5 protein-coding genes and 1 other RNA gene are annotated in these 14,828 nt (G+C 46.9%); 3 read left to right on the top strand and 3 right to left on the bottom strand.

Going from position 1 to position 14,828, the window contains the following annotated elements:
• Positions 1-3 precede the first annotated feature (3 nt).
• An RNA gene (gene rnpB, locus GKS34_RS05675) (RNase P RNA component class A) lies at positions 4-406 on the bottom strand.
• A gap of 509 nt (positions 407-915) precedes the next feature.
• On the opposite strand from rnpB, the gene GKS34_RS05670 reads away from it, so the two are divergent.
• The 3 genes from GKS34_RS05670 to GKS34_RS05660 all read left to right on the top strand — a co-directional run bounded on the left by GKS34_RS05670 (position 916) and on the right by GKS34_RS05660 (position 12,794).
• A complete protein-coding gene (locus GKS34_RS05670; protein WP_163383842.1) occupies positions 916-1,488 on the top strand; it encodes a DUF3109 family protein in 573 nt (190 codons plus the stop codon).
• 400 nt (positions 1,489-1,888) lie between these two features.
• Positions 1,889-11,575, top strand: a complete 9,687-nt coding sequence (locus tag GKS34_RS05665; RefSeq protein ID WP_163383841.1) for a T9SS type B sorting domain-containing protein — start codon at positions 1,889-1,891, stop codon at positions 11,573-11,575.
• A 193-nt stretch (positions 11,576-11,768) separates the two neighbouring features.
• A complete protein-coding gene (locus GKS34_RS05660) occupies positions 11,769-12,794 on the top strand; it encodes a PorP/SprF family type IX secretion system membrane protein (protein WP_163383840.1) in 1,026 nt (341 codons plus the stop codon).
• Here the strand turns inward: GKS34_RS05660 and murA are convergent.
• A complete protein-coding gene (murA, locus tag GKS34_RS05655) occupies positions 12,791-14,098 on the bottom strand; it encodes a UDP-N-acetylglucosamine 1-carboxyvinyltransferase (protein WP_163383839.1) in 1,308 nt (435 codons plus the stop codon). The genes GKS34_RS05660 and murA overlap by 4 nt on opposite strands.
• Positions 14,098-14,775, bottom strand: coding sequence for a DUF4290 domain-containing protein (locus GKS34_RS05650; protein WP_163383838.1), 678 nt, complete (start codon positions 14,773-14,775; stop codon positions 14,098-14,100). The genes murA and GKS34_RS05650 overlap by 1 nt, the downstream gene beginning before the upstream one ends.
• Positions 14,776-14,828: the final 53 nt, after the last annotated feature.

The raw sequence follows: 14,828 nt of genomic DNA, 5'->3' as shown, positions 1-14,828 counted from the left end.
TTATAAATGTGCAGGCCTGTAAGCCGGGTTCTGTTCTTTTTTCAAAGCGTTTGTCATTTATCTCGTCTTTTCTTCGCAGAAAAGATCAAACGACCTACCCACTCCGGTTTCCCTTTAACAGGGATTGGACGAGCAGCCCTTGGACCGGAGCCTATTTGGTCTTTCAACCCATAAGGTTTGCCTAGCGGTACCGATCACCCGGTACCCGGTGGGCTCTTACCCCACCATTTCACCCTTATCCCGGTACCGAAAATCGGAACCAAGACGGTATATTTTCTGTGGCACTGTCTGTTACCCAACCATTTCTGGTCAGGTACCTTCCCGTTAGGAAGTATGGCGCTCTGCGTTGCCCGGACTTTCCTCTCTTCCCTGACCAGCAGGGAACAGCGACAAACCAGCCTGCACCTTGCAAAAATAATTGAAATAACGGCATTTATCCCAACTGTCCTGCCTTTTATTAAGTGGTTTACTTCCGAAGTCTTTCTAGAATGAAGAAACCGTGCCCATGCCAGCTTGTATGCTACCTTAATGGAGCAGTAAGTTTACCTTTTAATGAAAATCCTTATCGAGGACGGTACATTGTTAATAATAGAATCCCAAGGCATCCGGGTAAGTTTGCCAAGATTGCATACACTTATGCTTTCCCTTTACGGTTTTTAATCTACAATACTTCAAACATTTTTGAGCTACTTAAGTTTATACTGTGTAAGGCTTTAACGAGCTTTTCTTCATAGTGCTGGGTTATGCCGCCTCCTTTGGGGGCGGCATTTTTGCGTTACTGCATCCTGAGATTTCAACACAAATTGCTTTTTCGGGGAGGATTGGTTCGGAAGATGATAAGCGGTATTATGGTAAGACTTATTTTTCGTTTTTTTCCCTACTTGAATTCGGTACCTTTGTAAAAAAGACTATAACATGATTTTAGTTGGAAATGCGGTGATCAGTGATGATATAAAAGATCACTTTTTTGTTTGCGATTTGGAGGCGTGTAAAGGTGCCTGTTGCGTAGAAGGTGATGCCGGAGCACCGCTAACGGACGAAGAGACGGAAATTCTGGAAAAGGAATACCCTTCCATTGCTCCGTTTCTCACAGATGAAGGACGAAAATCAATCGAGAGAAACGGTACCTGGGTCATCGATCAGGAAAACGAAAAAGGAACGACGACCATAGAAAAAGACGGTGCCTGTGCCTATGCCATTCGGGACGAAAGAGGAATCCTGAAATGTGGCATTGAACAAGCTTTTAACGCAGGTAAGACCGGTTTTAGGAAGCCCATTAGCTGCCACCTGTATCCCATACGGGTTACCAGATACGACGCTTACGAAGCCTTGAATTACGACAGGTGGCATATTTGCGATCCGGCTTGCCGTTTGGGAAAAACCCTGGGCGTACCCATCTATCAATTTCTAAAAGATGCCCTGATCAGGAAATACGGAGTTGCCTGGTATGAAGAATTTTTGGATCGTATCGCGGAATCAGAGACTTGAAACTTTCGATGCAGATACCCCCTTACAAAATCATTTTTTTGACTTTCTCATTGTTTTTTTTGTCGCTGCTATATCCATAAATGCGGCTTTCTGTTTTTCTTTATTTCCCGCAGTAATCCGACTGATTATCAGGCTTTATATTTTTTTCACAACTCCTTTGTTACTATTAAATTATTCAATTAATTACTTAAAGTAATTATATTTTACCATATATATTTTAGTATATGTAAAATGAATATTACTTATTATCAAAAAGTAAAATACTTTTTAGGTAAAATAAAATGCAGAAAAACTGGAGTAAAAGGAAAGGCGAGTAGCAAAGCCGAACCGTTACTTCTCTCTGGTTCAGGAGAGTAGTAATTCGATCAGAATTTGCCTGTCTAATCAAATGGAGTTTTCAATGATTATCCGTTTCCCACATAGCGTACTTTGTATTTGGATAGGCCTGTTTTTGCTTTCGGGAATGAAAGAGGCGGGTGCGGCTCCCATTATCCGGGATGTTTTCCAATTTTCAGAGTGCGAAAAAATGGCATCCATCCGGGTACGAAATGGAGTTGCTCCCTATACCTATGTTTGGAGTTATGAGGGAAACGTTATCCAGACGGATGTAGATTTAGGGGAAGACGAAATGAGTACCATTGAGCAGGCTCAGGGTGGGGATTACAACCTGACGGTAACTGATAGCGATGGAAATACATACACGGAGACCATCAATTTTTCGGGAAGTACGAATTTTATTTTAAATATTCTTTACGAAGAAAATCAGGAATGTGAAGGAGAAACTTTTGGACAGGTTTACGGCACTATTGAAAATGGGATAGCACCTTTTACCGTTAATTTTTTTGATGAAGTAGGAGCGGTGGTTTTGACTACCGTCCTGAGTGGTAGAAACCTGGACCTTAACGGCGTTCCGGCCGGAGATTACCTGGTAGAAGTGATTGATGCCTCCGGTTGTAAAGAATTGACCAGCGTTACCATTGAGGAAGTGGACCCATTGGTAGTGGCTCCAAATAGTGGCCCCGGTACTTTAGCAGAAACCTGTGAAGCAAATGGTGGAATCCGATTCGATGTTTCGGACTATGCAGGTGATGTGGCCTTTCGAATCAGGAGGGCAAACGGGAGCTATGCCACTTCCTGGCTTCCAGCTTCCTCAGGAGAAATTCGGTATGAGCAACTGGAAGCCGGTGATTACGTGCTGGAAATAACCGATGATTACCGGCTGGAGGATTGTCCGGAGGAACTGGTTTTTAATATTGCTGACGAGCAGCTTTTGGATTTTGACCTGAGCAGTTCTGCAATCAGTTGTTTTGGTGCATCGGATGGCATCATCCATCTGGAATCTGAGCGCCTTTTTATGGGTTTTGCTTTTCCGCCCGATGAAATCATTGTAGACATTCTGGATTCCGGCAATACCCCGGTTTTCAGCGATCAGGTGGTGTCCATCGGAGCTTTATCGGGAGAGGCTGATTTTTCGGGATTGCCTGCTGGAGACTATACGGTCATTGTTCGGCATGGTGGGGGCGATTATCCGGAATGTTCGCTTACCTACACTGTGGGTATCGATTCCCCGGTTGCTGCCTTGACGGCCACAGTTAGCAGTACGCCGGAAATATGTTTCGGTGAAGAAAACGGTACCGCTTCCGTCGCACGGACTGGGGGCTGGGGAGGGTACTCCTATTTGTGGAGTGATGGACAAACCGGTAGAACTGCAACCGGGCTTGCTCCCGGAAATTATTCGGTACGGGTTTCAGACAGTGGAGGTTGCTTTGTTGATGTGCCGATTACGGTGGACGGACCACCCGAAGCGATAAGCGGGTCGATCGATTTACTCTCCGGCCTGACCTGTGTAGGTGCCAATGATGGATCTGCAAGCGTTACAGGCCTTCAGGGGGGCTGGGGCAATTATTCCCTGGAGTGGAGTAATGGAGAAACCGGGGCCGAAGCGAATCAACTTCCAGCTGGAACGAATTCAGTGACTATTCGGGATGACGAAGGCTGCGAGCATGTATTATACGTGGATGTACCTGTTCCCGATGCCCCGGATGTTACTTATTCCCTCACAGAGCCAAGTTGTTTCGGGGCGTCGGATGGTCGTATTCGTGTGCAAATTCACGATGCTTCTACCACCTTCACTGTTACAGTTGATGGAGAAATCCAAACCGGAAATGACCTGATTTTTGACCGGCTATCTGCAGATCAATACCAGGTACAAATCACTTATTCCGGGAGCTGTTCGATCACCGAGTTTCTTACATTGGATGATCCCGACCAGCTTGCTATTGATGAAACTAATTTGGAGATAACTCCAGTAAATTGCGCAGGGTCGGGCGACGGAGCGATTTCAGGACTTTCGGTGACGGGAGGAACCGGATCGTACCAGTACCAATGGCAAAAGGTAATAAGTGGGACATTCGAAGATCTGCCGGGGGAAACCGGGCTTTCACTGCTTAATCTTTCGGGAGGTAGGTACCGCTTGCAGGCTATCGATCAGAACTCCTGTACTGTTTACCAGGATTATGATCTGGATGAGCCAGCTCCACTTCAGACCGGTATTCCAGTTATCGCAGATGTTACTTGTTTCGGACTTAGTGACGGAAGTATCTCTTTTACAGTAAGTGGAGGGACCGCACCCTATACCTTCTCTCTTAACGGAGGAATTCCCCAAACCACCTCCGGGTCCCAAATCGAATTTTTCGGTTTGCCAGCCGGATTGAATAATTTCATAAGTCTGGTTGATACCCGGGGTTGTACAGTACCCAATATAAATTTTGATATTGAATCGCCTCCTGCTATCCAGGTTTCAAATGTGCAGCTTCTTCCGGAAACTTGCTTTGGTCAGGGAAATGGAGGTATCATGGTGGACGTTAGCGGTGGCTCGGGCAGTTTTACCTTCGAATGGTTTCGCTCTTCGGCGCCAGCGACTGTTATTGCCAGTACTGAAGATTTACCCAATCGAGGACCTGGTGAGTATTTATTGAAGGTAACTGATGTTGCCAACCCTTCCTGTGAATTACTGGAAACGTTTACCATTCCGGAAACACCAGCGTTGCAACTTGACCTGGATGGGGATCCGGTAGACGTTTCCTGTTTTGGGGAAAGTACGGGAGCCATTTCGGTGTTGGTACAGGGCGGTACGGGGGCTTATACCTTCTCCTGGACTGGTCCGGATGGATTCACTTCAGTTCAGCAAAATCCCAGCGGTCTTGCTGCCGGCCTGTATCAGGTTACGGTGTCGGATGAAAACGGATGTTGGGAGCAGTTAAGTGATATATTGGTCAGGCAGCCTGCCGCGGCTTTGGGAGTAAGTTTATTAAACAAAGTTTCACCCTCCTGTCACGATGCAGAAAATGGGCGCATAGAAATTCAAGTAGGAGGGGGGAAGCCCTCTTACCTTATATCCTGGGAGGAAGAAGTTTCACCCGGAGTTTTTGTTCCTTTTCCCGGGTCTTCGTTAACCCTTTCCGGCATCGTAGCAGGGACTTACAGGGCTGTGGTGGAGGATGAAAATTCCTGCGTTAGCATCCTGGAAATACCGTTGGATGCACCGGCGCCTTTGCAGGTGCAGCTATTGGAAAAGGAAGACGTATCTTGTTTTGGCAGGAATGATGGTCGGATTACCATTGAAGTGACCGGAGGAACAGGCGTTTACTTTTTCGATTGGGATCATGGTTTTATCAATCAAAATCCTACAAATTTGGGAGAGGGTTCTTACGGAGTGACCGTAACTGATGCCAATGGATGTAGCTTTCGTCTGGATAATCTCTTAATTGAGCAACCCCAAGAATTAGAGATTGACCTGATACAGGTGACTGAACCTACTTGTGGATTGGACGATGGTGGGATCGAGGTGGCATTTAGCGGGGGAAACCCACTTTCTGCGAGTAGTAAATGGGTGGAACTGTCCACGGAGACCATCGTTGCCGAAAATGTAAATCAGGTAGGCGGTTTGAGTCCCGGCTATTATCGAATTGAATACAGTAGCGGAGCAAGTTGTACCGTTACCGAAACCATTCTTGTGCCGGGTCCTGCCAGTCCCTTGCAATTGGTAACCAATTCTCAGGATGCTGCATGCCCCGGTGAAAATGGGATCATTTTTCTTTCAGCCACTGGCGGGGTTCCCGGATACAATTATTATGTACGAAACAGTGGAGTATGGGAGGAAGCCTCCAGTTCCATTCTGGCAGGTTTGCCGGCTGGGGATTACGATGTGCGAGTTGATGACGCCTCAGGTTGTCAGGATTTTTCAGTTATTACCATTGATGAACCTAATCCGCCTGTGATTGATGCCGAAATCATCAGCCACGTTTCCTGTTTTGGTGCGGATGATGGGGCTATCTCGTTTAGTATTTCTGGAGGTAGCGGGGGATATACTTCGCAATGGTACCGTAAAACAGCTCTGGGAGGGAAAAGTCCCATTGCTACGGCCAGTTTAACCAATCTGATTGCCGGAACCTATTTTGTCGAACTGATTTACGCCGGTGGTTGTACGGTAAGTTCACCAGAATACGAAATTACCAGCCCCGAACCTATTCTTCACACAGTGGATCAGAATCAACCCCAATGTGCGGATGATACGGGAACATTTTCCATTACCTTTTCCGGAGGTAACCCAGGAAAAAGACTGTCGGTGTCTTCAACTAATGGGTATTCTCAATTACATGAAAATGAAGTCTCCGGAACGTACAACTTTGAAAATCTTTCTCCAGGAACCTATGCCTGGAGCCTGGAAGATCCTTCCTGCCCGGTAATTGAAGGAAACTTTACCATGAATGCCGTTGTGAGGCCTTCTTTTACGACATCTTTTCAGAATATTTCCTGTTTTGGCGCTGCCGATGGCCTGCTGGAAATTGAAGACCCTGTCGTCCAATCGGGAAGGGCTTATTCGGTATGGATCAATGGTGCAAATCAAGGGAATCAAACCACGTTTATTAATTTACTTCCCGGAGTATATCAAGTCTGGCTTCAGGATAACCTGGGTTGTCAATCCGAAGTCCAGGTAATTGAACTAACCGAGCCAGCACGCCCATTAGCGATTGATCGGGTAGAAACGACGCCTGCTATTTGTAACGGAGAATCTTCTGGTTCTTTGCTTTTCGAACTTTCGGGCGGAACTCCGCAATATCGCGTAATGCTGGTTCCTGAGGCCGGAGCATCTTTACCCATGACCGGATTACTGGCAGAAACAGCCTATGAATTTATCGGTTTGGCTGCCGGAACGTACACCCTGGAGGTTTGGGATCAGAATGATAAATGTTTTGTGGCAGAAAGCTATACAGTAATGGAACCTAATCCTCTTGCGGCGGATTTGGAGGCCGGAATCATTCTTTGTGCCGGTGGTACAACTGCGCTGGAACTTACTGTAAGCGGCGGTACTTTACCTTATACCTATACCTGGGAAAAATTTAATCCTGGTGGAGGTGCCTGGGAGCTGCTTCCGGAAACTCAAAACCGACTCACGGGTATTCCTCCCGGGGATTATCGGTATACTGTTACAGATGCAGTATCCTGTGTGGAATTGACCGATGAAGTTACCGTATCGGATGCTTCGGAGATTACCCTTACCTATTCTGCCGGGGCGATTGCCTGTTACGGTGAAGCCGTGCCGGTGGACCTTAATGCAAGTGCGCCTGGAAAGGACAGCTTTACTTTTTTTGTCAATGGAGCTCAAATTTTTGGCAGTACTTTTATGGCGCAGGCAGGCACCTATGCCGTTTATGCGCAAGATAATATTAATGGCTGTGTATCTGAAGAACAATTTGTTACGATTGGGCAGCCCCTGGAACCCCTATCTGTGGTCGACTATTCCTGGGAGGATTTGAGTTGTCACGAATCTGCGGACGGCCGTCTTTCCCTTACCGTGGAAGGGGGTACGGCTCCTTATACGATTGATTTTAACGGAAACACCTATACGGCAGCTGAAAATGAAGTTCTTCTATTTGACGGACTTAGTGCGGACATATCCTACCAACCACAGGTGAGAGATGCCAATGGCTGTTCGATTGATCTCCCTCAAAGAACCCTTCAACAACCCTTGCCCTTGCAGGCAGCGGCTACCGTTCCGGCCATTAATTGTTTTGGAGGGAGTACCTCCATTGATCTTCAGATTACTGGCGGAAGGCAGCCTTATGCCATTACCTGGGAATTTTCTCCCGATGGAAATGTATACACTTCCATGCCATCTTGGGAAGATGAAAGTCTTCTGGTAAACATCGGTCCCGGGTATTATCGGTACGCCATAGCAGACGGTGCTTGTTCAGATCTCACAGATACCTTGGTAGTCGAAGAACCAGCTGCCGTCGTACTTGGCACTAATGTTACTGCTGTGTCTTGTTATGGAGGTAGTGACGGAAGGGTGGAGTTATCGCCTTCCGGGGGTATCGGTGCCGATTACCGGCTATTTTTTAATGGGGTGGAAATTATAGGTACAAGTATCGAAGGACTCAGTGCCGGCACCTATACCGCTTTTGCAATGAATGGAACCTGTCGGTCAGAGGATGTCGCGATTACGGTATCACAGCCTGCTGCTCCGGTAACGGTAGTTGTCGATTTTCCCGATTTGTTGGCCTGTGCCGGTGATGAAGCGGTAGTAACCTTAGAGGTAGCTGGTGGAACGGCACCTTATACGGCAACTTTTAATTCCGAGACCCAGGTGGTTGCGGCACCGGGAGAACTTTCCTTTGCCGGAATTGGTGCGGGATCCTATACCTTGGAGCTCGTAGATGCTGCAGGTTGCTCCTGGATGGAAACTATAGAAATTGCCGAGCCGGATCCGATGGAACTGGTACTGGAGAATCTGGCCGACGTAAGCTGTTTTGGTGGAGAAGATGGTTCAATTACAGTATTGGCTTCGGGCGGAACGGGTACCTTCACTTATAGCTGGCAAGATGCTGATGGTCTGGAAATCGGCACCGGTCGCCACATTTCCGGCCTGCAAGCTGGTCTTTATGAAGTTGAAATTATTGATGAAAACGGATGTAGTCTGGTTGACCAGTTCGAAATTGAAGAGCCTACCGCAGTGAATTTTACTTATTCTGTACAAGATGTAACCTGTGCTGGTTCACAAAATGGTCAAATCACTGCCCAGGGTTCGGGAGGAAGGCCCGATTACCACCTGGTAGTAAACGGAATTCACCTTCCTGGAATGCAGGCCACGGGTTTGTCGGCCAATACCTACCAGGTAATGGTCGTGGATGCCTTTGGCTGTGCCTCCCCCCCACAAGAAGTTATCGTAGAGGAACCCCTTCCCTTGCAGATGAATCTGGATGCCTTGGATGTAAGTTGCTATGCTGCTAACGATGGTTCCGTTTCAATAAGTGTCCAGGGTGGTACCGCTCCTTATAGCTTCCGTTGGTCGGATGGCAACACCCTGCCCACAAGGGCCGGAATGGCCCCAGGGAATTACGAGGTCGTAGTTACCGATGCCAATGGTTGTTCTATTCGGGATCGGGTTTTAATCCAGCAACCAGAATCCATCTTGGTAGCGGCTGAGGTGATTCCGGTAAGCTGCCATGCTGGTAGTGATGGTGAGATCAGGCTGGATATCACGGGCGGCAATGGTCCTTTTTCTGTTGAATGGCAAGAAGTGGCAACTGGTACGAATGTGGGAGGAGGAACGGTGGTAACCGGACTTTCGGCCGGCAGGTATCGGGCATTGATTCAAGATGACAACGGCTGTACCCTTAGCAGGGAATACGAGGTAAGGGAGCCGGGTTCTTCATTATCAGTGCAGCCGTTGGTTTCGGATATTCGCTGTTTTGGAGAGGATAGCGGTAGTATTGTACTTATTGTTTCGGGAGGTACGGCTCCGTATGCTTTCAACTGGTCTACCGGTGAGACCAGTAGTGCCGTTTCCAACAAATCTGCTGGAAGTTATCAGGTGCAGGTCACCGATGCCAACGGTTGCCGTTGGGTGGAGGACATTACCATTGATGAGCCTGACCCGGTTGACGTAATGGCCGCCATTACGGATGTTTCCTGCAAAATGGGAGCGGATGGCATTATAGACCTTACCATCACTGGAGGTAGTGGCGAGCCCCGGGTGCAATGGAGCAACGGGATGACAGGATCGTCGATCTCGGGCTTAAGAGCAGGGACCTACACTGCCTTTATTCTGGATGCGCAATCTTGCTTTGATAGTTATACCTTTCAGGTAAACGAGCCGGAGGCAGCCCTTACTGTAGAAGGCTCCGGCTCATTTGAGCTTTGTTTCGTGGAGGATGTCATGAGCATTGAGTTGGAAGTTAGCGGCGGTACGGTTCCCTATACCTATTCCTGGTCCAACGGGTCGACCGACAAGGATATTTTCGATCTTGAACCGGGAATGTATGAGGTGACCGTCAGCGATGCAAAAGGATGTTCGGTGGTCGAATCTTTCGAAGTACCCCCGCCGACCCTACCCATGGATGTATCCATAAGTGGAAATTTAGGTATTTGTACTAACGAAGAACGGGGAGAAGCTTCTGTGACGGTGAGTGGCGGCCTGGCACCTTATACCTTTTTATGGTCCAACGGTGCTACCACCGCTACGGTATCCAATCTTGGTCCAGGTCAGTATTATGTGGAGGTGACAGATGCAAAAGGCTGTGCGGTTAGTGAACAGGTCGAAATCATTCGGTCGCGGGATCTTCACGTGAGTCTGGAAGACATTCAAAGTGTGTCTTGTTTTGGAGCAAATGATGGGTTAATCGCCATTCAGGTAGATCAAAACAGCGGTCCTTTTCAAGTGCTCTGGAGCAACGGGCTGAGCGACCAGTTGTCCATCACTGGGCTGGAGCCTGGAATATACACTGCCGAAATTACAGATGAGGCGGGCTGCGTCACTACGGTGGCCTATCAGATCCGGGAGCCGGAGATACTGTCTGTTTATGAGACCATAAATGATGTGGATTGCTATGGCAATGAAAACGGAAGCCTGTTACTCGAGGTAAGGGGTGGAACGGCTCCTTATTCCTATGAATGGTCTAACGGTGCGAAAAGCAAGGACCTTAGGAATCTTGGCCCGGGTACCTATTCGGTGATCGTTACCGATCGAAAGGGCTGCACCACCGGAACTTCTTACACCGTGGCTGAGCCCGAGCTCTTAGCAGTGGCGATTGATCAGACCGATACCCTGGCATGTTATGGGGATGCGAATGGGTTTATCAATTTGGATATCACCGGCGGGGTACAACCCTACCGGATTACCTGGTCGGATGCTCCCGAATTGGGTACACAAAACAGAAATGGCCTGGAGGCAGGTAGTTACACGGTTCTGGTAACAGACGCCAACAATTGTACCCAGATAAATACCCTGGTCATAGCCCAGCCCGAAGCATTGGAAGTAGAATTGTTTACCCGTTTTGATGCCGATTGTGAACAAAAGCTATTGACCGGAGAGGCCTGGATTGAAATACAGGGTGGTACAGGGGAGTACGATATAACTTGGAACACGGGTGACCAAGATGTCTTGGAAACCCAGTTTTTTGAAGATGGGGTTGTGGAAGTAAGGGTTACCGATCAAAACGGTTGCTCTGTAGAGGTCTCAAGGGTAGTGACCCTTCCTTTGGCCTTTACAGAAGCCGCGTTTTTATATACGGTCATTTCCACCGGAGTAGAAGGCGAAATTCTGTTGAACGATCCGGTGCAGTTTAGCGATGAGACCTTGGGCAATGTCTTTACCTGGGAATGGGATTTTGGGGATGGAACCAAAAGCAATGAGCAACACCCAATGCATAGTTATAGCAAACCCGGAACCTACTCCATTCGCCTGACTACTTTTGACGTACTGGGTTGTGTTTCTGAGGCCGAACGGGTAGTGGAGGTAGTTTCCTCATACCGGATTTTAATACCCAATGCCTTTTCCCCCAATGGAGACGGATTGAACGACAAGTTTTTGCCCAAGTTGAGGGGCATAGAAGATTTTGAAATGCACATCTTTAATAAATGGGGAGAATTGGTTTATTCCTCCTTTAGTCAGGAGGATTCGGGCTGGAATGGAACCCTGAACGGCAAATTGAGTCCCAATGGAAATTACGTGTACAAGATCAATTATACTTCGGTAGCAGGGGAATCCGGGACGCAAACGGGGGTTTTTACCCTGATATTTTGATGGTAGAGGTGCCAAAGAGAACAAAAGGATAGGATGAATAAACCGTTGGAGTTATGAAATCGAGCATGACGTACCCGTCACACACTGGGATGATTATCAACCATGCGAGATTCTCCCGATTTAACATCGGGACAGGGTATCCCGACCTTCGGTGCGGGACAGGTTATGACCGTTGAAAAAAAATGATAAACAGATGAAAACGATATATACCCTACTTATTTTTATGGTGACCTGGAATTTTGTGCAAGCCCAGGACATGCAGTATTCCCAATTTTATGCTGCACCATTGTATTTGAATCCGGCATTTGCAGGATCTACGGAACTGACTCGGATTGGAGCCAATTACCGAAATCAATGGCCGGGGCTTGACCATTCGTTTGTCTCCTATTCTGCTTACATAGATCATTACATGTTTGACATCAACTCCGGAGCAGGTCTGATCATCAATTCTACGCGAGAAAGCCAATCACAATTAAGTACCAATGAGGTGGGTTTGGTTTATTCCTACAAAGTGCATTTAGGACTGGACTCCTTCCTCAGATTTGGCGGACAGGCCAGTTTTGTGACCAGGGATGCCTATTTTGGTGATTTAGTATTCGGCTCTCAGTTAGATATCGAACGCGGTTACATCGATGATTTTAGCGGGGAGTTGATGGCAGCTGACTACAAGCACAGTTTTGTGGATTATAATTTTGGTATGGTGTTTCATACTCAGATGATGTGGGTGGGCGTATCGGGACATCACCTTTCCGAACCCAACACTTCTTTTGTGGATGGTAATATCAGTGAGTTGCCCATGAGGCTTTCTGCACATGGGGGCATTAAATTCAACCTGGGAGAGGGAATGATTAATAATTACTATAGCAATACGCGTCAGGAGCGATCGGCGTTTTTTGCTTTTAATTATAAGCACCAGGATCCATTTAATCAATTGGATCTGGGGGCTCAATTGTTTATTGAACCTTTGATCCTGGGTGTCTGGTACAGAGGCTTTCCCGTCAAATACGATTTACCCAACAACGAGTCCATTGTAGGCTTGCTGGGTGTGGTACTGAACAATGGAATAGATATCGGCTATAGTTTTGATTTTACCGCATCCAAGCTAAGTCTGGGGAGCTCCGCTGGCGCTCACGAATTTTCTATCCGGTATTCATTTTTGTACGGCGATCCCAAGGAGCGAAACAAAAGAAGCACGATCATCCCGTGCTTCCGGTTTTAATCAAATCGCACGATATCCGCTCCCAGAGCGTTGAGGCGTTGGTCAATGTATTGATAGCCACGGTCAATTTGCTCCACATTATCGATCACAGAGGTGCCATCGGAAGACATGGCAGCTATTAATAAAGCCACACCTGCCCGTATGTCCGGTGATGTCATTCGGATCGCCTTGAGGGGGTATTTGCGTGCCAGGCCGATAACGGTAGCCCGGTGCGGGTCGCATAAAATAATCTGTGCGCCCATGTCTATTAATTTATCTACAAAGAAGAGACGGCTTTCAAACATTTTCTGATGGACCAAAACGGTGCCTTTGGCCTGCGTAGCAATGACCAGCACAATGCTTAGCAAATCGGGAGTGAATCCAGGCCAGATAGCATCCGATATTGTAAGAATAGAACCATCGATAAACGTTTCAATTTCATACAACTTCTGGGAAGGGATGAAAATATCATCGTCTCTGATTTCTAATTTTATTCCTAATCGCTGAAAAGTCTCCGGAATCAGACCAAGTTTATCGACTCGGGCGTTTTTTATGGTGATTTCGGACTGGGTCATGGCGGCCAGGCCTATGAACGAACCAATTTCAATCATATCTGGCAGCAGAGTATGGCTGGTGCCTTTTAACTTTTCTACACCTTCAATATGAAGGAGATTGGAACCGATCCCGGTTATTTTTCCTCCCATGCGATTGATCATAAGGCATAGTTGCTGAAGGTAGGGTTCACAGGCAGCATTGTAGATGGTGGTTTTTCCTGAGGCCATGCATGCGGCCATGATGATATTGGCTGTGCCGGTAACAGAAGCTTCGTCCAGCAGCATGTAGGTACCAGTGAGCTTGCTCCCGTCAATTTTATAAATCCCTTTTTTTCCGTCGTAATGAAATTTCGCTCCCAGTTTTTGAAAACCGGTAAAATGAGTATCCATCCTTCTCCTGCCGATCTTATCGCCTCCCGGCTTGGATATTCTTCCCTTCCCAAATCGGGCAAGCAAGGGTCCAAGTAGCATCACGGATCCACGGAGCCCTGAGGCTTTTTGAAGGTATTCCTCTGAATCCAGATACGAGAGCTTGATGTTTTTTGCCGTAAAGGAGTAACTCTCAGGGCCTTTTTTTTCAATTACCACGCCCATATCAGAAAGCAATTCCATTAATTTATTGACATCGCGAATATTGGGGACTTTGTCTACGATTACCTCTTCGGAGGTAAGCAGAACGGCACAAAGAATCTGCAGTGCCTCGTTTTTTGCACCCTGGGGAACGATCTCTCCTTTGAGTTTCGTTCCACCCTTTACCCGGAATGATGCCATTAATTTCTTCTTTTTTTGCTATTGGAACTGTTGTTTCTTCGCTTGCCTCCGCCGTAATTCCTTCTACCGCCACTGTTTGAAGTAGTATTTTGTGGGGTGGCTACGTTGGTTTTAAAATCCCTTCGCATACTGGTTTCAAAAAGTCCATTCTCTTTCACTTTTTCCAGGTCTATGTGTAGTCTTCCCTTGGAAAGTGTTTTGATATCGTCAAGGATAATGGCATCGTCAAAGTTTTCCCTGTTCCAAGTAGAGTGAAAACTTCTCATCAATTGGCCAATATAGATTAAAGCGGTTTCCTGTTCATCATCATCTTCTATTTCTATGGCTTTTTCGATGAGTTTTTCTATATTTCTTCCATAATGTTTGAATCTCACCTCGCCTTCCGGGTAGCCAATGGGCTGGGGTTTTTTGCCCAGTAGCTCCTTCGGCGGCATGGGAAAAGGACCATTCACTTCCAGTTCAAAATCCGACATGATGTACATGTCGTCCCAAAGTTTCTGGTCACTTTCGGTTTTTAATAGTGGATTAAGCTGTTTCATCAACTCTACAAGGGCATAGGCATATTCTGTCCTTTTTTCATCCTCTGGAACCGTCTTGATGTAATCCACTAATTTTTGGATGTTTTTTCCGTATTCTTTCAAAATAACTTTGTTTTTAGGCTTTTCATTATTGGTCATGATACCTGCATTTAAGTTTCCTGAACTTTTGTCAATATACTAAAAAATAGGCA

The sequence above is a fragment of the Cyclobacterium jeungdonense genome, assembly GCF_010994275.1.
GTDB classification, from domain to species: Bacteria; Bacteroidota; Bacteroidia; order Cytophagales; family Cyclobacteriaceae; genus Cyclobacterium; species Cyclobacterium jeungdonense.
Note: the sequence above shows the minus strand (reverse complement) of the source record. Positions and strands in the feature narration are given on the sequence as shown.

Coding starts and splice junctions, on each gene's coding strand:
- GKS34_RS05670 (WP_163383842.1), top strand. CDS start 916: ATGATTTTAGTTGGAAATGCGGTGATCAGTGATGATATAAAAGATCAC.
- GKS34_RS05665 (WP_163383841.1), top strand. CDS start 1,889: ATGATTATCCGTTTCCCACATAGCGTACTTTGTATTTGGATAGGCCTG.
- GKS34_RS05660 (WP_163383840.1), top strand. CDS start 11,769: ATGAAAACGATATATACCCTACTTATTTTTATGGTGACCTGGAATTTT.
- murA (WP_163383839.1), bottom strand. CDS start 14,098: ATGGCATCATTCCGGGTAAAGGGTGGAACGAAACTCAAAGGAGAGATC.
- GKS34_RS05650 (WP_163383838.1), bottom strand. CDS start 14,775: ATGACCAATAATGAAAAGCCTAAAAACAAAGTTATTTTGAAAGAATAC.